19 protein-coding genes are annotated in these 24344 nt (G+C 60.3%); 6 read left to right on the top strand and 13 right to left on the bottom strand.

Translation table 11 applies throughout. From position 1 onward, the window contains the following. Positions 1-20: 20 nt before the first annotated feature. The 3 genes from AC1DNW_RS26945 to AC1DNW_RS26935 all read right to left on the bottom strand — a co-directional run bounded on the left by AC1DNW_RS26945 (position 21) and on the right by AC1DNW_RS26935 (position 4349). The gene (locus tag AC1DNW_RS26945) at positions 21-2549 is read right to left on the bottom strand and encodes a methyl-accepting chemotaxis protein (RefSeq protein ID WP_113311550.1); all 2529 of its coding nucleotides are present in this window, start codon (positions 2547-2549) and stop codon (positions 21-23) included. A gap of 308 nt (positions 2550-2857) precedes the next feature. Beyond that, a complete protein-coding gene (locus AC1DNW_RS26940; RefSeq protein WP_477836724.1) occupies positions 2858-3001 on the bottom strand; it encodes a hypothetical protein in 144 nt (47 codons plus the stop codon). 166 nt (positions 3002-3167) lie between these two features. Further along, complete coding sequence (locus AC1DNW_RS26935) at positions 3168-4349, bottom strand: BaiN/RdsA family NAD(P)/FAD-dependent oxidoreductase (protein WP_477854916.1); 1182 nt, start codon at positions 4347-4349, stop codon at positions 3168-3170. Between the two features lie 129 nt (positions 4350-4478). Here AC1DNW_RS26935 and AC1DNW_RS26930 point away from each other — a divergent pair, with 129 nt between their 5' ends. The 5 genes from AC1DNW_RS26930 to edd all read left to right on the top strand — a co-directional run bounded on the left by AC1DNW_RS26930 (position 4479) and on the right by edd (position 11443). Then, positions 4479-5915 carry a glutamine synthetase family protein gene (locus AC1DNW_RS26930; RefSeq protein ID WP_113300712.1) on the top strand — a complete coding sequence of 479 codons (1437 nt, stop codon included), beginning with the start codon at positions 4479-4481 and terminating at the stop codon, positions 5913-5915. A 9-nt stretch (positions 5916-5924) separates the two neighbouring features. Beyond that, a complete protein-coding gene (locus AC1DNW_RS26925; protein WP_113311552.1) occupies positions 5925-7220 on the top strand; it encodes an NAD(P)/FAD-dependent oxidoreductase in 1296 nt (431 codons plus the stop codon). 135 nt (positions 7221-7355) lie between these two features. Continuing rightward, positions 7356-8831 carry a glucose-6-phosphate dehydrogenase gene (gene zwf, locus AC1DNW_RS26920; RefSeq protein WP_477854915.1) on the top strand — a complete coding sequence of 492 codons (1476 nt, stop codon included), beginning with the start codon at positions 7356-7358 and terminating at the stop codon, positions 8829-8831. Positions 8832-8847: 16 nt separating this feature from the next. Then, a complete protein-coding gene (gene pgl, locus AC1DNW_RS26915) occupies positions 8848-9546 on the top strand; it encodes a 6-phosphogluconolactonase (RefSeq protein ID WP_113311553.1) in 699 nt (232 codons plus the stop codon). Positions 9547-9613: 67 nt separating this feature from the next. Then, positions 9614-11443 carry a phosphogluconate dehydratase gene (gene edd / locus AC1DNW_RS26910; RefSeq protein WP_113311554.1) on the top strand — a complete coding sequence of 610 codons (1830 nt, stop codon included), beginning with the start codon at positions 9614-9616 and terminating at the stop codon, positions 11441-11443. A gap of 124 nt (positions 11444-11567) precedes the next feature. On the opposite strand, the gene AC1DNW_RS26905 is transcribed toward edd, so the two are convergent. The 6 genes from AC1DNW_RS26905 to AC1DNW_RS26880 form a co-directional block, all read right to left on the bottom strand. After that, positions 11568-11921, bottom strand: a complete 354-nt coding sequence (locus tag AC1DNW_RS26905; RefSeq protein WP_477854914.1) for a hypothetical protein — start codon at positions 11919-11921, stop codon at positions 11568-11570. A gap of 175 nt (positions 11922-12096) precedes the next feature. Then, positions 12097-13188: an ABC transporter ATP-binding protein gene (locus tag AC1DNW_RS26900; RefSeq protein ID WP_477854913.1), complete on the bottom strand. Its 1092-nt coding sequence runs from the start codon at positions 13186-13188 to the stop codon at positions 12097-12099. A 21-nt stretch (positions 13189-13209) separates the two neighbouring features. After that, the gene (gene bglA / locus AC1DNW_RS26895) at positions 13210-14862 is read right to left on the bottom strand and encodes a beta-galactosidase BglA (RefSeq protein WP_113311556.1); all 1653 of its coding nucleotides are present in this window, start codon (positions 14860-14862) and stop codon (positions 13210-13212) included. A 35-nt stretch (positions 14863-14897) separates the two neighbouring features. Further along, entirely contained in the window at positions 14898-16061 is a 1164-nt protein-coding gene (locus AC1DNW_RS26890) for a carbohydrate ABC transporter permease (protein WP_113311557.1), read from the bottom strand. A 1-nt stretch (position 16062) separates the two neighbouring features. Next, positions 16063-17076: a carbohydrate ABC transporter permease gene (locus AC1DNW_RS26885; protein WP_113300721.1), complete on the bottom strand. Its 1014-nt coding sequence runs from the start codon at positions 17074-17076 to the stop codon at positions 16063-16065. Positions 17077-17246: 170 nt separating this feature from the next. Next, the gene (locus AC1DNW_RS26880) at positions 17247-18608 is read right to left on the bottom strand and encodes an ABC transporter substrate-binding protein (protein WP_113300722.1); all 1362 of its coding nucleotides are present in this window, start codon (positions 18606-18608) and stop codon (positions 17247-17249) included. Positions 18609-18899: 291 nt separating this feature from the next. On the opposite strand from AC1DNW_RS26880, the gene AC1DNW_RS26875 reads away from it, so the two are divergent. Further along, positions 18900-19919 carry a substrate-binding domain-containing protein gene (locus AC1DNW_RS26875; protein ID WP_113311558.1) on the top strand — a complete coding sequence of 340 codons (1020 nt, stop codon included), beginning with the start codon at positions 18900-18902 and terminating at the stop codon, positions 19917-19919. Positions 19920-19924: 5 nt separating this feature from the next. Here AC1DNW_RS26875 and AC1DNW_RS26870 read toward each other — a convergent pair whose 3' ends face one another. The 4 genes from AC1DNW_RS26870 to AC1DNW_RS26855 all read right to left on the bottom strand — a co-directional run bounded on the left by AC1DNW_RS26870 (position 19925) and on the right by AC1DNW_RS26855 (position 24330). Beyond that, on the bottom strand, positions 19925-20623 hold the full coding sequence (locus tag AC1DNW_RS26870) for a tetrahydrofolate dehydrogenase/cyclohydrolase catalytic domain-containing protein (RefSeq protein WP_477854912.1): 699 nt from the start codon (positions 20621-20623) through the stop codon (positions 19925-19927). A gap of 3 nt (positions 20624-20626) precedes the next feature. Then, positions 20627-21511, bottom strand: a complete 885-nt coding sequence (gene purU / locus AC1DNW_RS26865) for a formyltetrahydrofolate deformylase (RefSeq protein WP_477854911.1) — start codon at positions 21509-21511, stop codon at positions 20627-20629. Positions 21512-21613: 102 nt separating this feature from the next. After that, complete coding sequence (gene glnT, locus AC1DNW_RS26860; RefSeq protein ID WP_113309952.1) at positions 21614-22921, bottom strand: type III glutamate--ammonia ligase; 1308 nt, start codon at positions 22919-22921, stop codon at positions 21614-21616. A gap of 80 nt (positions 22922-23001) precedes the next feature. Beyond that, the gene (locus tag AC1DNW_RS26855) at positions 23002-24330 is read right to left on the bottom strand and encodes an FMN-binding glutamate synthase family protein (protein WP_477854910.1); all 1329 of its coding nucleotides are present in this window, start codon (positions 24328-24330) and stop codon (positions 23002-23004) included. Positions 24331-24344 lie beyond the last annotated feature (14 nt).

Below are 24344 nucleotides of genomic sequence, written 5' to 3'. Positions count from 1 at the left end.
AAGATCCGCGAAAATCCTGCTCAAGCGGCGCGGTAGACTTGCATGTCGCTGTCGCCGTCGATCTTGAACTGCTGCACAAGATGCAACAGCGCGTCCGCCTCGTTTGCCAGTTCGCGGCTTGCGGCGGTGGTCTCTTCCACCATCGCGGCGTTCTGCTGGGTCATCTGGTCCATCTGGTTGACGGTGGAATTGACTCCCTGCAGCGCACTCGACTGGTCGTGGCTGGCGCGGGCGATCATTTCGACATGCTGGCTGATCGTGACGATCTGGGCGCTGATCTTGGCGAGAACCGTGCCGGTTTCCTGTACGAACTGCGAACCGGAATTCACCTCGTTCGTCGACTTGTTGATGAGGCCCTTGATTTCCTGCGCGGCAGCGGCAGAGCGCTGGGCAAGCTCGCGGACTTCCATGGCAACGACGGCAAAACCCTTGCCGGCTTCACCAGCGCGGGCGGCTTCGATGCCGGCGTTGAGCGCCAGGAGGTTGGTCTGGAAAGCGATCTCGTCGATGACGCCGATGATCTGCTCGATCTGGCGCGACGCATCCTCGATGCGGCCCATGGCGTCGATCGCATTGTTGACGACGACGGCGGAGTCATCGGCGCTGCGCTTGGCCTGGCGAACGATCTGGTCGGCATCCTTGGCGCGCTCGGCGGACGAGCGGACAGTGACGGTGATCTCATCGACGGCGGCGGCAGTTTCTTCCAGCGATGCGGCCTGTTGTTCGGTGCGTTTGGCAAGATCCTCGGCGGACTGAGCCATCTGATTGCCGTTGCCCTGGATCATCTCGACGTTGTCGCGGATCTGGCTCATCGTGGCCTGCAGGCGCATCATCGAGCCGTTGAAATCCTGACGGAGCTGTTCGAGACGGCCGATGAAGGGCGTCTCGATCGTCGTCGAGATATCGCCCTGCGACATGCGCTCGAGACCGGCAGCAAGCTGGTTGACGGCATATTCGATCTGGCGATCCATCTCCTGCTTTTCGGCATCGTTGCGCTGACGCTCGTGCTCGGCGGCCTGACGCTCTTCGTCGCTCTGCTCCTCGATACGGATCTTGGAGATGGCATTTTCCTTGAAGATGCCGAGTGCGCGGGCAATGTCGCCGATTTCATCGGAACGCTTCTCGCCGGAGATGTTTGTGTCGAGCGCACCTTCGGCGATGCGGCGCATGGCTGCGGTGATCTGGGCGATCGGCCGCTGGAGCGTCAGCACGAGGGCAATGCCACCGACGATGGACACCAGGATGCCGAGCGCAGTGGTGCCGACGGAGATGCTGTTGGCCTGATCCCGCTCGGTGCCGGCGGTCTGCTTCTGCTCTTCCGCGAAGCTGGTCAACTGTCCCCAGACGCCGTCGAGCTGCTGCCGCGCGGCGACATAATCGGTCGTGCGCTGATTGATCACATCGACGAGGGATTGCGCGCCCTTTTCCATCGAGACGAGAGCAGGCGAAATCGCGTCAACGATGTCACCGGCGAAATTCATACCCTTGGCACTTGCCTGGAGGGTGTTCAGCATGGTGTTGAGCGTCGCGATTTCCTGGTTGAGACGGACGCGATTTTCCTTGTTCGGCTTGGCGTTGAAATCGGCAAGCACGAGCTGCAGCGAATAGATGGAGCTTTCAAGGCGCCGCGTATCTTCCAGCACCGAGTTGGTCTGCGCGATGCGGCTGTCGAGCTCCACGAACGTCGTCGTCGCCTCGCGCATCATCTGCGTGGCGGTGAGCTGGGTGTAAGTCGACATCTGGCGGAAACGGGAAACGAGACGGCCGAGATTGGCAACGCCCTCATCCGTGCCCGCTTCCGGCGCTGCAGCCTGAGCCTTCAGATCGCTGACGGTCTGCGCCATCGACTGGGTCATGCTCTTCTGGTTCTGCGGCACGGAGATTTCGATCATGCGCTGCGCCTTGACGATCGCAGGAAGCGTATCGGTCACGACTTTCAGCTTGTCGGCCGAAGTCTGCGCCTTACTGAAATCATTCATGGCGGTTGCCAGCGTATCGCCGCCCTTCAGCAGACGGTCGGCTGCGCGCAGCGTCGCGGTCGCATTGCCTTCATCGGTGCGGACGTTCTCTTCCAACTGCTTGGCGTCGTAGCTGACGTTGAAGCGGTTGGTGATCATCACTTTCTGGGCATCGTCGATCGACTTGCGAACGGCCATTTCCTGCTCGTGCAGGGTCCAGAGCTTGCCGACGGTATCCGAAATGCCGTTCGTGCCCTCGATGGCGGCCTGCAGGTTGGCATGACCGGAATTGTCGCCGATCTGCGCCATAGTGGCGTTCAGCGTCTGCCCCTGGGTCTTGATATCAGCATACAGCTTATCGCGCGCCTGCTCGTTGGTTGTCTGCAGGAAGTCGTCCATCGAGGCGTAGAGATCCTTGAACCCGCTCAGCGACTGGAGAACGCTGTTGGAAATCTCCATGCGGCCTTGCAGCAGCCCGGAGGCATAAAGACCGGTCAGACCGACGGCTGAAATGGTGATGACGAATGGCAGAACGAAGATCAGAACCTTGGTCTGAATCTTGAAGCGAGAAAGAATCTTATCAATGAACATGGCGCGTCGTGCCTTTCATACACCACTCCTCCCGCAGGCAGCCTTCTGGCGCCAGCCGGGTGCATATCKAGCTGATCTACTAAACAACTGGGAGACCCTGATGCGGGCGGCAATCATTGCCAGTTCATTTCCGGCGAGACCGGAAACACCCAAATATTCGTCTACAATGTGTCAGATTAGATATTAATTTTCGGATAAGCGGTAAGAGCGCATTATCGAAGATCGCACAATAGTTGCAAATTGCGCGCCGCAAAACCGCGACATGGCAGTCGCGATATCGGAAACTTCCATTTCAAGCTGCGATGGGATCAGATGAAGTGGGACAGAAGAACCGCAATGCTGGCGGCAGTCGCGCCGGCGGCGAGCATCAGATAGTGCAGGGCAGTGAGCTTTGCATCAGGCTTTGCCTGGGCAATTGCGATGGCGCGGGCGCGTCGAGTGTTTCTGTTCATTGCGAAACCTCACATCTATTCAAAGACAACAATCCAACAAAACAGCTTGCCGGTAAAGCTTAATTTAGGAACGGCTTTGCCGACTTGCCATTGAGACAGGATGGCGCAGGCAATCTTAAGAAGTCTTGAATCGCCGGAAAGGTTTCACGTCTACAAATATTAGCGTTTACAATGCCTCACCGGCCGCAAAACCGGAGGCCCACGCCCACTGGAAATTATAGCCGCCGAGCCAGCCAGTGACGTCAACGCATTCGCCAATGAAATAGAGGCCGGGAACAGTCTTAGCCTGCATGCTGCGGGAATCGAGCGCTGATGTATCGATGCCGCCGAGTGTGACTTCCGCCGTGCGGTAACCTTCGGAGCCGGAGGGCCTGACGGACCAGTTCTGGGCGGCGTCGGCAAGTCGGGTCAGCAGCTTGTCCGAGAGGTCGGCCATGTTGCCGGCGACCGCCTCGCGTTCGACGATGTATTGCGCCAGACGCTTCGGCAGGATTTCACCGAGTGCGGTCTGCGCCGACTGGCGCCCGTTCATCTGTTTTGCCTTCTTCAGATGCGCGGCGATATCGACATCCGGTTCGATATCGATGGTGATGGTGTCGCCTTCCCGCCAGCAGGATGATATCTGCAGGATGGCAGGACCGCTGAGGCCCCGGTGGGTGAAGAGCAGCGCTTCGCGAAAGGCGGTCTTGCCGTGGCGGATCTCGGCAGGTGCAGAGATGCCGGACAGCGGCGCGATGCTTTCGAGCAAAACGGGATCGAGCGTCAGAGGGACAAGACCGGGGCGCGTTTCGGTGACATCAAGTCCGAACTGCTCGGCAACACGATAGGCAAAGCCGGTCGCTCCCATCTTCGGAATGGATTTTCCGCCCGTTGCGATAACGAGCGAAGCCGCCTCGAAGAGACCTTCCGATGTCGAGACACGAAAGCCGCTTTCGGTCTTTTCAACGCCTGTTATTTCGACACCGAGATGCMATGCGGCACCTGCCGCACGCATCTCGTCGAGCAGCATGAAGATGATGTCCTTGGCGCTGTTGTCGCAGAACAGCTGGCCAAGCGTCTTTTCATGCCAGGCGATCCCATGACGATCGACCATGGCGATGAAATCCGTCGGGGTGAAACGGGCAAGCGCCGACTTGCAGAAATGCGGATTGGTGGAGAGAAAATGCTTCGGGCCGGCATTGATATTGGTGAAGTTGCAGCGACCGCCACCGGAAATGCGGATCTTCTCGCCCGGCGCGCGGGCATGATCAAGTAGCGTCACGGTGCGACCGCGCTGTCCGGCGCGAATGGCGCACATCATACCCGCGGCACCGGCACCGATGACGATCACATCGCTCTTGCGCTGCAAAATCCGTTTTCCTTATCAAAATCGCGTCTTCTTTTTCCATCAAGGGGCTGATGTCAACGCCTTTGCCCCCCTCGCCAATTGCCAAACTCTGGTTATGATGGCGTCACGATCAACGCAACCCGGTGTGTCATGTCCCCAAAAAAGACGACGCTGAAGCCTGCCAGAAACGTACCCGCCTCCAAGAAATCCCCTCCTGATCCCGGATCTCTGCGCGGTGTTGCGAACTGGAAGGAAGCGGCGCGCTGGCTGCGGGACCGCGGGATCGAAGATATCGAATGTATCACCCCTGACCTTGCCGGCGTGCCGCGCGGCAAGATGATGCCGACGTCGAAGTTCACCTCCAACACATCGCTTGCGCTGCCCTCTGCTATTTACCGCCACACGATCTCAGGCGAATATCCGGAGGAAACCGAGAGCTTCCGCTACGAGCCGCGTGACAGCGACCTGAAGCTCGTGCCGGATCTTTCCACCCTGTCCGTGGTACCCTGGGAAACGGACCCGACTGCGCAGGTCATTTGCGACATCGTCAATTCCGATGGAGAGGAAGTTCCCTATACGCCTCGCAACGTATTGAAGCGTATTATCGGCCTCTATGCCGAGCGTGGCTGGAAGCCGATCGTGGCGCCGGAAATCGAATTCTATCTCGTCGCCAAGAATGACGACCCGGACTATCCGCTGCACCCACCCAAGGGACGTTCGGGCCGTTCGATCCTGGGCGGACAGGGCTATTCGATCGCCGGCATCAACGAGTTCGACGAACTGATCGACGACATCTATCACTTCTCGGAAAAGCAAGGCCTCGAGATCGATACGCTGATCCACGAAGAAGGACCTGCGCAGCTCGAAATCAACCTCCGCCACGGCAATCCGATCGAGCTTGCCGACCAGGTCTTCCTGTTCAAGCGCACGATCCGCGAGGCGGCGCTAAAGCACAATATTTATGCGACTTTCATGGCCAAGCCGATGCAGGGCCAGGCGGGCTCCGCGATGCATATCCACCAGTCGGTGGTGAATATCGAGACGGGCAAGAACGTCTTCTCGAATGCCGACGGCTCGGCCTCGAAGGAGTTCTTCCACTTCATCGGCGGCATGCAGAAATACGTCCCGAGCGCGCTCGCCATGCTGGCGCCCTATGTGAATTCCTACCGCCGCCTGCAGCCTGACATGTCCTGTCCTGTCAACAATGCCTGGGGCTACGACAACCGCACGACGGCCTTCCGCGTGCCGGTTTCCGATCCGCAGGCGCGGCGCGTGGAAAACCGCCTGCCGAGTTCGGATGCCAATCCTTATCTTGCGCTCGCCGCTTCGCTCGCCTCCGGCCTGCTTGGCATCATGAAGGAAATCGAGCCGACGGCGCCGACCGAGGATGCCGCCAATGAAGGCTCGATCGACCTGCCGCGCGGCCTGCTGGAAGCCGTGGCTCTGCTTGAAGACGAACCGGCCTTCGAGGAAGTCTTCGGCGCCGAGTTCATCGGGCTTTATGCCGGCGTGAAGCGTGGCGAATTCGAAACCTTCATGCAGGTGATCAGCCCCTGGGAGCGGGAATTCCTCCTTCTGAACGTATAAGGGGGCGCGATGACTGAGAAGATATGGCAAAGCCCCATCGCACCCGGCCTATCCTGGTATCAGGCAACAGCCGGCGAGCGCCCTGATTATCCGGCGCTCGACGGCTCCAGGCAGTGTGATGTCGCCATCATCGGCGGCGGTTATACAGGTCTGCAGGCCGCCTATAATCTCGCCAAAGCCGGCGTCTCGGTCACGCTGATCGAGGCCGTGAGGCTCGGCGACGGCGCCTCCGGACGCAATGGCGGGCAGCTCGGCACCGGCCAGCGCTGGTGGCCGGAGGAGCTCGAAAAGAAGATCGGCTACGAGCGCTCGAAGGCGCTCTTCGATCTTGCCGAGGATGCCAAGCGGCATCTGATGGATTTTGCGACCGAGCACCAGATCGATATGGAATACGTGCCCGGCCAGCTCAATGTCGCGCATAAGGAAAGCTACAAGCGGGAATACTACGAGAATGCAGAGATCGCGGCCTTTCGCTACGACTATCCGCATATCCGTTTCATGGACCGCGAGGAGACGCAGGAGCGGCTCGGCTCCAAGCGCTTCTATTGCGGCGTCCGCGATATCGGCACCGGCCATATACATCCATTGAAGCTGCTCATAGGCCTCGGCCGGGTAGCGGCCAATGCGGGCGCAGATATTTTCGAAATGACCAGGGCGACATCGATCAGCCAGGCCGGCGGCCGGATCACGATCGAGACCGAACGCGGCACGATTACCGCCAACCGGGTGCTGATTGCCTGCGATGGGCATATCGGCGATCTGGAGCCGGTGACGGAAAGCCATGTGATGCCGATCCGCTCCTTCATCGGCGCGACCGTTCCGCTCGACCGGTTTCCTGATGTGATACCTGGTGGCGAGGCGGTGGCCGATTCGCGTTTCGTCGTGCGGTATTTCCGAAAATCAAAGGATGGGCGGCTGCTTTTCGGCGGGCGCGAAGCTTATACGGCTGACAATCCGCGCGACATTTCCGAGCATATTCGCCGGCAGATCGCCGAGATCTATCCGGCGCTGAAGGATATTGAGATCACCCATGCCTGGGGCGGTTCGGTCGGCATCACCATGCCGCGCGAACCTTTCGTGCGGGAGGTCATGCCGGGTGTTACCTCAATCGGCGGTTATTCCGGCCATGGCGTCATGCTGTCAAATTACTGTGGCAAGCTTTACGCAGAAATGGTGTTGGGCAAATCGGCCGATCTCGATCTCTTCAAGGCGCTCGATATCCCCGCATTTCCGGGCGGCGCACGCATGCGGACGCCTCTGCTTTTYCTTGCCTTGTCGTGGTTCGCCCTCCGCGACAAGTTTTAGTTCGATTGCGGATTTCCTCTCCGGACGATTCGCTCTAAAACCGATGTCCGACAGATTCATTGCACCGCACACTGGCTTTTTTAAATCGATTAGATTAAAACGGCCACCAACCAAGCCTGATTGAGAGACAAGCTCATGAGCAGCCAGATCATCCCCGTTGAGCCTTTTGATTATGTCGTCTTCGGCGGCAGCGGCGACCTTGCAGAGCGCAAGCTTCTGCCCGCGCTTTACCACCGCCAGATCGAGGGCCAGTTCTCCGAACCGACCCGTGTCATCGGCGCTTCGCGCAGCCCGCTTTCGCATGAGGAATACCGCAAGTTCGCCAAGGACGCGCTCAAGGAGCACCTGAAGAAAGGCGAATATGACGAGGCGGAAGTCGAAAAGTTCTGTGCCCGTCTCTTCTACGTTTCCGTCGACGCCCGCACCGACACCGGCTGGGATCATCTCAAGAAGCTGCTCGATGAGGGCAAGGAACGCGTTCGCGCCTTCTATCTCGCTGTCGCTCCGGGCATCTTCGGCGACATCGCGCAGAAGATCTACGAACACAAGCTGATCACCAAGTCGACCCGTATCGTCGTCGAAAAGCCGATCGGTCGCKACCTTGCTTCGGCCTTGCAGCTCAACGACAATATCGGCCGCGTCTTCAAGGAAGAGCAGATCTTCCGCATCGACCACTATCTCGGCAAGGAGACAGTGCAGAACCTGATGGCGCTGCGCTTTGCCAATGCGCTCTATGAGCCGCTGTGGAATGCCAACTACATCGACCACGTGCAGATCACCGTTGCCGAGTCCGTCGGCCTCGAAGGCCGCGCCGGATACTATGACACAGCGGGCGCGCTGCGCGACATGGTGCAGAATCACATCCTGCAGTTGCTCTGCCTGACTGCGATGGAAGTCCCCTCCTCCATGGATTCGGAAGCCGTGCGCGACGAAAAGCTGAAAGTGCTGCGCGCGCTTAAACCGATCAACGCCTCCAACGTCGAGCAGGCGACGGTTCGCGGCCAGTACCGCGCCGGCGCTTCCGGCAGCGGCCCGGTCAAGGGCTATCTGGAGGAGCTTGAAGGCGGCGTTTCCAACACGGAGACCTTCGTCGCCATCAAGGCTGAGATCAACAACTGGCGCTGGGCAGGCGTTCCCTTCTATATCAGAACCGGCAAGCGTCTGGCCGGCCGCGTTTCGGAAATCGTCATCACCTTCAAGCCGATCCCGCACTCGGTCTTCGACCAGGCCGCCGGCCGCATCAGCCAGAACCAGTTGATCATCCGCCTGCAGCCGGATGAAGGCGTCAAGCAGTCGCTGATGATCAAGGATCCGGGTCCGGGCGGCATGCGTCTGCGCAATGTCTCGCTCGACATGAGCTTCGCCCAGGCCTTCAACGTCCGCAACCCTGATGCCTACGAGCGCTTGCTGATGGACGTCATCCGTTCCAACCAGACGCTGTTCATGCGCCGCGACGAAGTCGAAGCCGCATGGCAGTGGGTCGACCCGATCCTCAAGGGTTGGGAATCGACCGGTCAGCAGGTGCAGGGCTACACGGCCGGCACCTGGGGCCCGAGCCAGGCCATCGCGCTGATCGAACGCGACGGCCGCACCTGGCACGACGACATCTAGTCCGAGGTTTTAGGATATGGCATCGACACTGCATTCCTTCGCAAACGCCGCAGAACTCGCCACCAACCTTGCAGACAAGGTTTCCGGCGCCCTCTCGGCAGCCATCGCAGCCCGCGGGGCGGCAAGCATTGCCGTTTCCGGYGGTTCCACGCCGAAAGCCTTCTTCCAGGCGCTTTCGGCGCACGATATCGACTGGGCCAAGGTGACGATCACACTTGTCGACGAACGCTTCGTGCCGTCCGACAACCCGCGCTCGAACCATCTGCTGGTTGATGCCAATCTCCTTCAGAACAAGGCGAAGGCGGCACGTTTCGTGCCGCTTTACCAGCCAGCGAACTCCGTCGAGGAGGCTGCAAAGCTTGCAACGGTAAAGAGCGCCGAGATCGGCATCCCCTTCGACGTTGTGATCCTCGGCATGGGCGGCGATGGCCATACGGCTTCATTCTTCCCCGGCGGCAGCAATCTGAGCGTCGCGCTCGATGCCCAGACGCCGCGCGGCATCATCACCATGGAAGCGGAAGGGGCTGGCGAACCACGCCTCACTTTCACCTTCTCCGCTCTTGAAGATGCCAAACTGCTCATTCTCCATATTGAGGGCGAAGGCAAAAAAGACGTTCTCGCCAAGGCAGAGGGTGACGGCAAAGAGGCAGAAATGCCTATCCGCGCCATTCTGCGCCGGGCTACTTCCCCGGTCGAGATCTACTGGGCTCCCTGACAGGGCCTCACAGCCGCCGAAGTCGGCGAACAGATACAGACGAACCAGAACAAGGCAGGGATTTTCCATGTCCGCTCACGCACGTATTGCTGCGATTACGAATCGCATTGTCGAACGCTCGAAGCCGACCCGCGAGCGCTATCTGGAGCGCCTGCGCGCTGCCGCCTCAAAGGGCGTCAACCGCTCCGTTCTCGGCTGCGCCAACCTTGCTCACGGCTTCGCCATCTGTTCCCCCGCCGAGAAGGATGCGCTTGCGGGCGACCGCGTGCCTAATCTCGGCATCATCACCGCCTATAATGACATGCTCTCGGCCCACCAGCCGTTCGAGACCTATCCTGCTATTATCCGCGAGGCGGCGGCGCAGGCCGGCGGTATTGCCCAGGTTGCCGGTGGCGTGCCGGCCATGTGCGACGGCGTCACCCAGGGCCAACCCGGCATGGAGCTTTCGCTCTTTTCGCGCGACCTGATCGCGATGGCCGCCGGTGTCGGCCTGTCGCACAACATGTTCGACGCCGCGCTCTTCCTCGGCGTCTGCGACAAGATCGTGCCCGGCCTCGTCATCGCAGCCCTTTCCTTCGGCCACCTGCCGGCGATCTTCGTTCCGGCCGGACCGATGACCACAGGCTTGCCGAACGACGAGAAGTCGCGCGTCCGCCAGCTCTTTGCCGAAGGCAAGGTTGGCCGCGCGGAGTTGCTGGAAGCCGAATCCAAGTCCTATCACGGCCCCGGCACCTGCACCTTCTACGGCACGGCCAACTCCAACCAGATGCTGATGGAGATCATGGGCTTCCATATGCCGGGCTCCTCCTTCATCAATCCCGGCACGCCGCTGCGCGAAGCTTTGACCCGCGAGGCTGCCAAGCGGGCGCTCGCCATCACCGCGCTCGGCAACGAGTTCACGCCGGCCGGCGAGATGATCGACGAACGCTCTGTCGTCAACGGTGTGGTCGGCCTGCATGCGACCGGCGGATCGACGAACCATACGATGCACCTCGTCGCCATGGCACGCGCCGGAGGCATCCTGCTGACCTGGCAGGACATTGCCGAGCTTTCGGAACTGATCCCGCTGCTTGCCCGCGTCTACCCGAACGGGCTAGCTGACGTGAACCACTTCCAGGCTGCCGGCGGCATGGGCTTCCTCATCAAGGAATTGCTGAAGCAGGGCCTGGTGCATGACGATGTGCGCACGGTCTTCGGTCATGGTCTCCAAGCCTACACGGTCGATGCGCAGCTCGGCGAAAACGGTGGTGTCGTGCGCCAGGCCTCGCCGGAGAAGAGTCATGATCCGAAAGTGCTTGCCAGCATCGAAACGCCTTTCCAGGCAAACGGCGGCCTGAAGATGCTGCGCGGCAATCTCGGCAAGGCGGTCATCAAGATCTCCGCCGTCAAGGCAGAGCGCCACATCATCGAGGCGCCGGCGATTATCTTCCACAGCCAGCAGGAACTGCAGGACGCCTTCAAGGAGGGCAAGCTCAACCGAGATTTCGTCGCCGTCGTGCGCTTCCAGGGGCCCAAGGCCAACGGCATGCCTGAACTGCACAAGCTGACGCCACCACTCGGCGTGTTGCAGGACCGCGGTTTCCGCGTGGCACTCTTGACCGACGGACGCATGTCCGGAGCGTCCGGCAAGGTGCCGGCGGCGATCCACGTCACGCCCGAGGCGGTCGATGGCGGCCCGATCGCTCGCATCAGGGATGGTGACATCATTCGCCTCGATGCCATCAGGGGTACACTCGAAGTTCTTGTCGATGCGGCCGACATGGCAGAGCGCGAGCCTGTGATGATCGACCTCTCGGACAACGAATTTGGCATGGGCCGCGAGCTCTTCGCGCCGTTCCGCCATGCGGTCGGTCCGTCAGACCAGGGTGCGAGCGTGCTCTTCCAGACCCATCACTGATTTCTCTTTGCTTCGCGCAATTCCGGACGCAAAACCGCTGTACACTTTTGCTGGAATTGCTTGAGAATAGAAAAACCCGCGGCAAGAACCGCGGGTTTTTCATATCCAGCGAGACGCGAGACTGTTACGCGCGKATATCGAGGACGTAATCCTTGTGAGCCGGGTGGGTGCTGTAGACGAAGATCTTGTTCAGCTCCTTCTGCGTCAGCAGGCGCAGGAAGCGAACCTCGATCGTGTTGTTCGGAAAGGTCTTCATCAGCAGGCAGCCCACCKTGGTGATGCGGGCATCGGGAATATCCAGATAGAACTGCTTCGGCAGCGTGTACTGCGTGAGGATCGCGAGGATCGCGCTGCTCATCGATATACGGACGATGTCGCATCGACGCGAAGCGGCATGCATAACGCCCTTCTCCGTATATTCGATGCGCGCGGCGTTCATCGTGTCTTCCATCTTGAACCGCGCTTCGCGGTCGTACATGAAAGATTCTTCCTTCGCCAGGAAGTGCGATTTTGGGGGTGTTGGATTCGATGCGGCCACGGCCCTGGTTCCCTCAGTCTTGATTGGGAAAAGGCTAGCACCGCATATTTAACAGAAAGTAAGAATCCTTCCCCTCCACACCCTCAGGAAGAAGGATTCCACCAAAAATGGATGGTCATTTCCTGTAGGTGTGACCTGCCGCATCGAAGAGATGCAGCTTCTGCCGATCGGCGGCGAAATGCATCTTCTGGCCCCTCTTCACATCATAGATGCCGGGCAGCTTGACGATGATCKGCTCACCCTGAACCAGGCCCTCGATATAGAGCAGCGTCACTTCACCGAGCTGCTCGACGATCGAGACTTCGCCTTCAAACAGATAGTCCTCATCGGGGCTTGCAACGCGCAGATCTTCGGGGCGAACGCCGAAGCTTGCCTGCTTGCCCTTCTCGGGTGCAGCAGTGGTGATATCGAGCGTCACGGACTTGCCGCCCGTCAGCGTCACCGTCGTCGTCTCGCCGACGTCGGTGATCGTTGCCGGGATGATGTTCATGGCCGGGGAGCCGATGAACTTTGCGACGAACAAGTTCGCCGGGCGCTCGTAGAGCTCCAGCGGAGGCCCCACCTGTTCGATATTGCCGGCCGAGAGCACGACGATGCGGTCCGCCAGCGTCATCGCCTCGACCTGGTCGTGCGTGACATAGATCATCGTCGTATCGGCCATCTGCTCGTTCAGGCGGGCAATCTCGATGCGGGTTGCCACGCGCAGCGCAGCATCGAGGTTGGAGAGCGGCTCGTCGAAGAGGAATACCTTCGGGTTGCGGCAGATGGCACGGCCGATGGCCACACGTTGGCGCTGGCCGCCCGAGAGTGCCTTCGGCAGGCGGTCTAGATATTTCGTAAGCTGCAGCGTCTCGGCCGCCGCCCGCACGCGGCGGTCGATCTCCTGCTTGTTTTCGCGGGCGATCTTCATCCCGAAGGCCATGTTGTCGAAAACAGTCATATGCGGATAGAGCGCATAGGACTGGAACACCATGGCGATGCCGCGCCTGGAAGGCGGCACTTCATTGACGAGCATGCCGTCAATATACATCTCACCGCCGGTGATGTTCTCAAGGCCGGCGATCATTCTAAGAAGCGTGGATTTGCCACAGCCGGAGGGGCCGACGAAAACGATGAATTCACCCTGCTTGATTTCCAGGTCGATGCCGTGAAGCACGTCCACCGATCCATAGGATTTGCGGATATCCTTAAGCGTCAGTCCAGTCATTTTCCTCTCCCCTCCTGATCCTTAAGCGAGACGGGCGAAATACGCCCCCCAGGCCGGAATATCGATCTTGTCGCCGTAGTTGTTGCTGGTAAAGCCGTGGCCCGTCAAAGCCTGCCAGTCGCCCGCCGGCAGGGTCACATTGGTTTCCGTCGGCCCCATGTTGAAGACGCAGAGCAGCGTCTCGTTGCCGAATTCACGGGTGAAGACCAGCGCGTCGCCCTGCGGATCCTCGAACTCGATCTCGCCCTTGGCGAAAGCCGGATACTGCTTACGGAAGGCGATGAAGCGGCGGTAGTGCTCCAGCACGGAATTGTCGTCACCCTGCTGCACGCTGACGGCACGCAGGATGTGCTCGACCGGCACCGGCAGCCAGGGCGTGACCGTCGAGAAACCACCCTGGGCGACCTGGCTGTCCCACACCATCGGCGTGCGGCAGCCGTCACGCCCCTTGAATTCCGGCCAGAACTGGATGCCGTAGGGATCCTGAAGATCCTGATAGGCCAGATCGGCTTCGGTCAGCGCCAGTTCCTCGCCCTGATAGAGGCAGACCGAACCGCGCAGCGTCATCAACAGCGAGGCGTAAAGTTTGGCGAAGGCGTCGTGGTCGGCGACCAAGGAACCCCAACGGCTGACATGGCGCATGACGTCATGGTTCGAGAAGGCCCAGCAGGCCCAGCCATCGGGAGCCGCGGCACCGAAATCCTTCATGACTTCCTCGACGCGCTCAGGCGTAAGCGGATCGGGCGCCAGGAATTCGAAGGCATAGCACATGTGCATCTTGTCGTTGCCGGAGGTGTATTCACCGACGATTTCCAGACCCCGCTGGCTGTCGCCGACTTCGCCGACAGCGGCGATGGCCGGAAACTCTTCGAGAACCGCGCGGAAGCGCTTCAGGAATTCGAGATTTTCCGGACGGTTCTTGTCGTATAGATGTTCCTGGAAGTTATAGGGGTTCACGGCGGGAGCCGTCGACGCATTGCGGCGTTCCGGGGCGAGCGCCGGATTGTCGCGCAAGAGCTTGTCGTGGAAGTAGAAGTTGATCGTGTCGAGGCGAAACCCATCGACACCGCGCTTCAGCCAGAAGCGGACGACATCAAGCAGGCGATCCTGAACCTCTGGATTGTGCAGGTTCATGTCCGGCTGCGAGGTCAGGAAGTTGTGCATGTAATATTGCATGCGCGTCGGATCCCACGCCCATGCCGAACCGCCGAAGATCGACAGCCAGTTGTTGGGCGGCGTACCATCAGGCTTGGCATCGGCCCAGACATACCAGTCGGCCTTGGCATTGGTCTTGCTCGTGCGGCTTTCGACGAACCAGGGATGCTGGTCGGAGGAATGCGAGACGACGAGATCGATCATCACCTTGATGCCAAGACGATGAGCTTCGGAAATCAAGGTGTCGAAATCGATCAGTGTGCCGAAGATCGCATCGACATTTTCATAGTCCGAGACGTCATAGCCGAAATCGCGCATCGGCGAGGTGAAGAAGGGCGAAATCCAGATCGCGTCAGCGCCGAGGCTTGCAACATGCGGCAGGCGGGCGGTGATGCCCTTCAGGTCGCCGATGCCGTCGCCGTTCGAATCCTGGTAGGAGCGCGGATAGATCTGATAGATCACCGCGCCGCGCCACCAGTCCTTGTCGGCGGTCAGAAGGGATTGGGAAGCCACACTCATGGAATATCCTGTTTGAAATTGCGTCTTGGGATGGATCAGCCCCCCTTGACCGACCCCGCCAGCAGGCCGCGCACCAGATAACGCTGCAGCGAGAAGAAGACGAGCAGCGGTATGATGATGGTGATGAAGGCCGATGCCGTCAGGATTTCCCAGTTGCCGCCGCGCGAACCGAGCAGCGCATTCAGCGCTCCGGTCAGCACGAGGTGATCCTTGTCGGTGCCGAGGAAGACCATGGCCACAAGCAGGTCGTTCCACACCCACAGAAACTGGAAGATCGCGAAGGACGCGAGCGCGGGGAAGGAGAGAGGCAATACGATGCGGGTGAAGATCTCGAAGTCGCTGGCGCCATCGACACGGGCGGATTCGATGATCTCCTTGGGCAGGCCGGAAATATAGGCCCGCAAGAGATAGATGGCGAGCGGCATGCCGAAGGCCGTATGCGCCAGCCAGATGCCGGGATAGGTCTTCGACGGCTGGCCGATCAGGGAGCCGATCTCATTATAGAGACGCAGCAGCGGGATGAGCGACATCTGCAGTGGCACGACGATGAGGCCGACGACGAGCGCGATCAGCAGCGCCCGGCCTGGGAATTCCATCCAGCTCAGCGCATAGGCTGCGAAGGCGGCGATCAGGATCGGGATGATGGTGGCCGGTATGGTCACCGTCAGAGAGTTGATGAAAGACTGGCCGATGCCCTCGCCGGCGAGAACCGTCTGGTAGTTGCGCAGGGTGAATTCGGGCGGTGCCGATGCCGCGACATAGATGCGGCGCGGACGCTCGTCGGGAGCGAAGGCGGCGTTCTTCATATAGCGATAGCTGCCGTCGCTATTGATGACGATGCTTTCGCCGTCGCCGAGATCGGCGGTCTGGCCGGCCTCGAAGGCCGAAGGCTGCTGGACGCGCACGCCGAAGGCCTTGACCGAGCGGCCGGGCTGGTCGGCCAGGACATTGCCGGTGATGACGTAGATATCGCCTTCCTGCTTGGCCTGATCGGGCGTGCCGAGACGCGCGGCCACGGTCTGGGTCGAGCCGGCAAAGGCGGTCCACCAGCCGGAGACGGTGATCTGATCCTTGTCGCGCAGCGCGCTGACGAAGATGCCGAGCGTCGGCACCAGCCAGATGACGACGATGATGAGAACGCAGAAGTGAACGAAGAGACGGGCCGGGCCGATCTTGAAGTAGCTTGCAGCTGTGGTCATCTCAGCGTCCCTTCAGCTCGGCATTGGCGCGACGCACGTTCCACACCATGATCGGTGTCACCGCCAGCATGATGATGATGGCGATGACAGCGCTTCGGCCGGAATCGCCGCCGCCGCGGAACAACCAGTTGAACATCAGGTTCGCCAGCACCATGGTCTGCCACTGGCCGTTGGTCATGGTGAGCACGATATCGAAGACCTTGAGAACAAGGATGGTGATCGTCGTCCAGACGACGGCGATCGTGCCCCAGATCTGCGGCACCATGATGCGCCAGAAGATCTGCCATCCATTGGCGCCATCGATGACGGCAGCCTCGATCGTCTCTTCCGGGATGCCGCGCAGTGCGGCAGAGAGGATAACCATGGCAAAGCCGGTCTGAATCCAGACCAGGATCACCATCAAGAAGAAATTGTTCCAGAAAGGAACGGAAATCCAGACCTCCGGCGTGCCGCCGAATGTCTGCACGATGGCGTTCAGGAGGCCGATCTGCACATCGTTGCCGCCGCGGTATTCATAGATGAACTTCCAGATGACGGAAGCGCCGACGAAAGAGATCGCCATCGGCATGAAGACGATGCTTTTTGCGATATTGCCCCACCAGATGCGGTCGGTCATGACTGCGATGACGAGGCCGAAGAAGGTGCAGGCGGCGGGCACCACGGCGAGCCACAGGATGTTGTTGAAGATCGACTGGCGGAATTCGCGGTCGTTAAACGCCCACAGGTAATTCTGCGCGCCGACGAACTGCTCGCCGGTCCGGTCATAGAAAGACAGGATGAAGGTCGCAACGACGGGATAGACGAGATAGACGATCAGCAGGAAGAGCGCCGGGCCGAGAAACAGCCAGGGGCGGATCATAGCGCGCCGGTTCAGATTGGTTGAGGCCCGACGGATATCACCGTCCTTCACCGGCAATGCGAGATCGAGGATCTTGTTCGAGAAAAAGAAATAGGCCGAGCAAGCAAAAACGGCTACGACCACGACGCCCAAAGCGGACACTATCTGCGACAGCATTTCGTCCCTCCCCTGCTTCCCTGTCTTATTTTGAAGGGTTAATGCCGGATACCGTCAATATAGCTTAGGTGTTTGACCACAGGATCCAGCACGACCGGGCTCCCCCTCTGGAACCCGGCCGCTCATTCCGTGATGCCGCCGGTCACCCGGCGGCATGGACTGATGGGAAATTACTTGATGCCGTCCCAAGCACTCTGGATTTCGGCTGCGGCGTCCTGAGCGGATTTGCCGCCGACGAAATCGACCATGCCGGTCCAGAACGCGCCGGCGCCGATCTTGCCGGGCATCAGGTCCGAACCGTCGAAGCGGAAGGTGGTGGCCGAGGTCAGGATCTCGCCTTCCTTCTTCATCTGCTCGTTGGCATAGGCGTCGACATTGACGCCCTTATACGGGGTCAGGAAGCTCGATTGCGCCATCCAGAGTTCATGCGCGACTGGCGTCTTCAGGAAGTCGATGAAGGCGCGTGCCGTCGGAGAGTCCTTGGCGATGGAGACCAGCGTGCCTGCACCGAGAACCGGCTTGCCGAGATCGGCATGGGCAGCATAAGTCGGCATGTAGAAGAAGTCGGCATCCGTGCCGAGCTTCGTACCCTCAGGGAAGAAGGACGGAATGAACGAAGCCTGGTGGTGCAGGTAGCACTTCGGCGGAACGGCGAAGAGGCCCTTCGGGCTGTCGCGGAAGTCGGTCGAAGCAACGGCTGCAACGCCGCCGTCGACATACTTCTCGTTCTTGGCGAACTTGCCGAATTCATCGATGGCGGCAACGACAGCCGGATCGGTGAACTTCACTTCGTTGGTGGTCCACTTGTCGTAGACGTCAGGCTTCTGCGTGCGCAGCATGATATCTTCGACCCAGTCGGTCGCCGGCCAGCCGGTCGCGCCGCCAGAACCGAGACCGATACACCAGGGAACGCCACCGTCCTTGACGATTTGGTCTGTCAGGGCGTGCAGTTCTTCCATGGTCGTCGGGACCTTGTAGCCTGCTTCTTCGAAGTTCTCGGGAACATACCAGACGAGCGATTTTACGTCGGCCTTGTATGGGAAGGCGTAAAAGGCTTCCTTGCCGTCCTTACCCTTGTAGGTGCCGTAGCCGACCCAGCTGTCGCCGGCGCCGTAGTTATCCTTGATCCACTTGGAGGTATCGTCGCCGAGCGGCGTCAGGTAGCCCTTGCCGGCGAGATCGGCCAAAAGGCCCGGCTGCGGCAGGACCGCAATGTTCGGCGGGGAGCCTGCCTGCGTATCGATGACGATCTGCTGCTCATAATTTTCGGACGAGGAATACTTGGCGTCGACGCCGGTCGCCTCGACGAAATAAGCGAGAATGCTCTGGAAGAAAGCTTCGTCTTCGCCGCGCCAAGGGCCGAAGATCGTCAGCTGCTGACCCTTCAGGTCGGCATGCGCAGCCTTGAAGTCATCATAGCTCTTCCAGTTGAACTTGGCGTCCTGGCCCGGCGCGAATTTCAGATCCGCGGCCGATGCAGCGCCGGCAAAAAGCGCCACGAGTGCAACGCCCATAAAGAATGTCTTTTTCATGTGATCAACCTCCCATCACAATCCCAACCACGCTGAATTTCATTCAAAGGAAATCTCAAAGCGCTTTGACACGCCAACTGATTCACTTTCGGTGGAGTGAAGTCAAGCCATTTCGCGAAAACGCCCCGAATACAGCCTGATTATCGCGCCGCAGCGAGACCTGATGGGAAATATGGAGCGTTTTTTCTTGAGTCAAGCGCTGTAGATGCTACATAATTAAAAGCGCTTTGGGTGCCATGGGAGGCGGAGGGCGTTTGCGGCCACAGGGCAGGCCGGGAGGAAGCATAGCAGGTGAATCTTAAACAGCTATCGGAATTGCTGGGGCTTTCGCAGACGACTGTGAGCCGCGCGCTCAACGGTTACCCCGAGGTCAACGAAGCGACCCGGGAACGCGTGCTTCGGGCCGTCAAGGAAACCGGATACCGGCCGAACAAGGCCGCCCAGCGGCTTGCGACCGGCAAGGCCGGCTCGATCGGCCTCGTCATGCCGACAGCACCCGGCCATCAGTCCGACGTTCATTTCGGCGAGTTCCTGACCGGCCTCGGCGAGGAAGCGGTGCGCCACGACTTCCACTTCGTCATCATGCCCGCCGATCCCGACGACGAGGTTGCAGCATTGCGCCGGCTGGCGATCAGCGGCAATGTGGATGCACTCTTCGTCGCCTATATGCGCGGCCACGATCCGCGGCTCGCCATGCTGAAATCGCTTTCCATGCCCTTCGTCGTGCATGGTCGCTCCTTCGGTTCTGAACCGGATTATCCCTATCTCGACATCGACAACGAGGGTGCCTTCTACGATGCTGCGAGACTTCTCTTGCAGCTCGGCCATACGCGCTTTGCAATGATGAACGGGCCGGCGCATCTCGATTTCGCCATTCGCCGCAGGAACGGCCTCATCGCAGCACTCGCAGAACGCGGGCTGGAGCTCCTGGAGGACTACACGAGCCACACGGTCATGACGGATGAGGAAGGGCTGATTGCCATGGAGCGCTTTCTGCAGCTTCCGGATCGGCCGACTGCCATCCTGTGCTCCAGTACGGTTCTGGCACTCGGCGCGATCCGGGCCGTCAATCAGGCCGGGCTCAAGCTTGGCGAGGATATTTCGCTGATCGCCCATGACGACGTGTTGCCGCTGCTGAAGCCGGAAAACTTTTCCGTCCCGCTGACGACGACCCGCTCGTCGCTACGCGCTGCGGGCGTGCGCATTGCACAGAGGCTCATCGGCACGGTCAAGCAGGCAGGTCCCTTCCCCGAACAGGAGCTCTGGAAGACAGAGCTGATCGTCAGGGCCTCGACAGGCCCTGCCCCGTAAGATGATCAGAAACTCGGCGGCGTAAGCCCAACCGAACGATGGGCGGCAATCACCGTATTGGCCATCAGCATGGCGATCGTCATGGGACCGACGCCACCCGGCACCGGCGTGATGACTGCGGCAACCGGCGCGACCTCCGCAAAGGCGACGTCGCCGACAAGGCGGGTCTTGCCCTCGCCCCGCTCGGGTGCCGCGATGCGATTGATGCCGACGTCGACGACAGTGGCACCGGGTTTCACCCAGTCGGCCTTGACCATTTCCGGACGGCCGACGGCGGCCACCAGAATATCGGCGTTGCGGCAGATCTCGGCGAGGTTCTTCGTGCGCGAATGGCCGATGGTAACTGTCGCGTTGGCGTTCAGCAGGAGCTGTGCCATCGGCTTGCCGAACTCGAGATGTTTCGGCAATGGCAGTTGCACGAGAATGCCATGGATCGAGGGATCGGCGTTGAGCGAGGCGACGAGCGTTGCAAGTTCTTCCTGCTTTGTCTCCACCGGCAACGTGTGCTGGATGGATTTGAACCCGCATTCCTTGGCCATTCGGCTTTTCGAGCTGACATAGGTGTGGCTCGCCGGATCGTCGCCGACGATGATGACTGCAAGCCCGGCCTTGATGCCTTTGGCGGCTTCAAGCGCAGCATTTGCCGATTTCACGGCTTCGATGACCGATGCCGCGACTTCTTTGCCGTCGATGACCTTGACCATGGCTCAGCCCATGCGCTCGGAGGCGTAGCTGCCCGGGCTTGCCGGGAAGACGACGGTACGATTGCCGTTGATGAAGGTACGGTGGTGGATATGGGCGTGGATGGCGCGCGCCAGCACCTGGCTTTCGACATCGCGGCCGATCGAAACGTAGTCTTCGGCACTCTGCGCATGGGTGATGCGCGCCGTATCCTGCTCGATGATCGGGCCTTCGTCGAGATCGGCCGTCACATAATGCGCCGTGGCGCCGATCAGCTTCACGCCGCGCTCATAGGCTTGTTTATAGGGATTGGCGCCCTTGAAGCTCGGCAGGAAGGAATGGTGGATGTTGATGATCTGGCCCGACATTTTCTGGCACATCTCGTCTGACAGGATCTGCATGTAGCGAGCGAGCACGATCAGTTCCGTGCCGGTCTGCTCAGCCACTTCCATGATATGGGCTTCCGCCTGCACCTTGGTGGCCTTGGTAACGGGAATATGGTGGAAGGGAATGTCATGGTTGACGACGACCTTCTGGTAATCGAAATGGTTGGAGACGACGCCGACGATATCGATCGGCAGCGCGCCGATCTTCCAGCGGTAGAGCAGGTCGTTGAGACAATGGCCGAAGCGCGACACCATGAGCAGCACCTTCATGCGCTTCTCGCTGTCGTGGAAATCGTAAGTCATGCCGAAGCGCGTGGCGATGCTGGTGAAGCCGGCGCGGATATCGGCCTCGGAGAGGCCTTCTTCGGAAATGAAGGAGACGCGCATGAAGAACTGGCCAGTGTCCAGATCGTCGAATTGCGAGCTGTCGACGATGTTGCAGCCCTGTTCGGCGAGATAACCCGAGATCGCTGCAACGATGCCGCGCGTCGACTTGCAGGATACCGTCAGTACGTAGCTCTTCATGCCATCTCTTCCTTCGTCACTTGAAGCATAGGCCACCAGCCGGGCCGGCGCGTTGATGCTCCGGCCCGCAGGCGCTTGATGTCAAAACCTCAACCGGTCGGCTCAGATATCGAGCGTGCTATCGCGTTCCCACTGGGTGAAATGCGAGCAGAAGGCATTCCATTCCTGGTGCTTGAGCTTGAGATAGGCGGCGGAGAACTCGGTTCCGATCGCAGCCTTCAGACCCTCGTCGGCGTCATAGGCACGCAGCGCATCGAGCAGGTTCAGCGGCAGACGCGGCGCGTCCTTCACCAGATGCCCTTCCGCATACATGTCGATATTGTGATGCGGACCGGGATCTGCCTTGCTGTTCAGCCCGTCAAGACCGGCCGCAATGATGATTGCCTGCAGCAGGTAGGGGTTGACCGCACCATCAGGCAGGCGCAGCTCGAAGCGGCCGGGGCCTGGCACGCGCACCATGTGGGTGCGGTTGTTGCCGGTCCAGGTTACCGTATTCGGCGACCATGTGGCGCCCGAGGTCGTGCGTGGCGCGTTGATGCGCTTATAGGAATTGACGGTCGGGTTGGTGATCGCGGCAAGCGCCGAAGCGTGTTTCATGATGCCGCCGAGGAAGTGCCTGCCTTCCGCCGACAAGCCGAATTCGGCTGTCCTGTCGGCGAAGACGTTGACCTCGCCATCATTGTCCCAGACCGAGATATGGCAATGGCAGCCATTGCCGGTCAGGCCCTTGAAGGGCTTCGGCATGAAGGTGGCGCGAAGCCCGTGCTTTTCGGCGATCGACTTGACCATGAACTTGAAGAAGGAATGCTTGTCGGCCGTCTTCAGCGCATCGTCGAATTCCCAGTTCATCTCGAACTGGCCGTTGGCATCCTCGTGGTCGTTCTGATAGGCGCCCCAGCCGAGCTCCAGCATATAGTCGCAAATCTCGGCGATGACGTCGTAGCGGCGCATGACGGCCTGCTGGTCGTAGCAGGGCTTTTCAGCCGTGTCGCGGCCATCGGAAATCTGTTCGCCGTCCGCGGTGATCAGGAAGAATTCGGCCTCGACGCCGGTCTTGACCCGCTTGCCCGCCGCTTCGGCTTTATTGACGAGCTTCTTCAGCACATTGCGCGGCGCCTGCGCCACGAGAGTGCCCTCCATCATGCAATCGGCCGCTACCCAGGCGACGTCCTTCTTCCAGGGAAGCTGGATGACGGAGGTGGCATCGGGAACGGCAAAGAGATCGGGATGGGCGGGCGTCATGTCGAGCCAGGTAGCGAACCCGGCAAAACCCGCACCCTCTTCCTGCATGCCGGCAATCGCCTGCGCCGGCACCAGCTTGGCGCGCTGGCCGGAGAAAAGGTCAGTATAGCTGATCATGAAATATTTGATGCCTTTGTCTTTCGCAAAAGCAGCAAGGTCCAGTGTCATTCTCGTTCCCCTTTGGATTTCTCAGAGACACTTTGGTTATGGATGCGAAGCGGCCGGACTTTTTGCCCGGCCGGTAGAAATCAGTAGCCTCCCTTGCCCGGTATCCAGCTCGTTCCCGCGAGCGGCACCTGCGCCATTGCGGAAGCCTCGATCGTCAATGCGCAGAGGTCTTCCGGTTCCAGATTGTGGACATGATTCTTGCCGCAGGCGCGCGCGATCGTCTGCGCCTCCAGCGCCATGACCTTGAGGTAATTGGCGAGGCGACGACCGGCGGTGATCGGATCGACGCGCTTCATCAGTTCCGGATCCTGCGTGGTGATGCCGGCCGGGTCCTTGCCTTCATGCCAGTCGTCATAGGCGGCCGCCGTCGTGTGCAGCGCCTCGTATTCGGCCGCCCAGCGCGGATCATTCTCACCGATGGCGATGAGGGCGGCCGTGCCGATGGAGACGGCGTCGGCGCCGAGGGCCAGAGCCTTCGCCACATCGGCGCCATTCCTGATGCCACCAGAAACGATGAGCTGCACCTTGCGGTGCATGCCGAGATCCTGCAGCGCCTGCACGGCCGGGCGGATGCAGGCGAGCGTCGGCATGCCGACATGCTCGATGAAGACTTCCTGCGTTGCCGCAGTACCGCCCTGCATGCCGTCGAGCACGACGACATCAGCACCGGCCTTCACCGCAAGGGCCGTGTCGTAATAGGGGCGCGCACCGCCGACCTTCACATAGATCGGTTTTTCCCAGTTGGTGATCTCGCGCAGTTCAAGGATCTTGATCTCAAGGTCGTCGGGCCCGGTCCAGTCGGGATGACGGCTTGCCGAACGCTGATCGATACCCTTCGGCAGCGTGCGCATTTCGGCGACGCGGTCGGAAATCTTCTGACCGAGCAGCATGCCACCGCCGCCGGGCTTGGCACCCTGGCCAACGACGATCTCGATCGCGTCGCAGCGGCGCAGATCTCGCGGGTTCATGCCATAGCGCGACGGCAGGTACTGGTAGACGAGCGTCTCAGAATGGCCGCGCTCTTCCTCCGTCATGCCACCATCGCCCGTTGTCGTCGAGGTGCCGGCGATCGTGGCACCACGGCCGAGCGCCTCCTTCGCCGGACCGGAGAGCGAACCGAAGCTCATGCCGGCGATCGTGATCGGGATCTTGAGTTCGATCGGCTTTTTGGCGTAACGCGAGCCGAGCACGACATTGGTGCCGCACTTCTCGCGGTAACCTTCGAGCGGATAGCGGGAGATCGAGGCGCCGAGGAACAAGAGATCGTCGAAATGCGGCAGCTTGCGCTTGGCGCCGCCACCGCGGATATCATAGATGCCGGTCGCCGCAGCGCGGCGGATTTCCGACATCGTGTATTCATCGAAGGTTGCCGAAAGGCGAGGCTTTGTGGGCGGGTTCTGATAGCTCATGGAAAACCTCGATA

This window comes from Rhizobium sp. 05L429, from assembly GCF_056397645.1.
The sequence above is the reverse complement of the archived record's forward strand: the minus strand, read 5'-3'. Positions and strand labels throughout refer to the sequence as shown.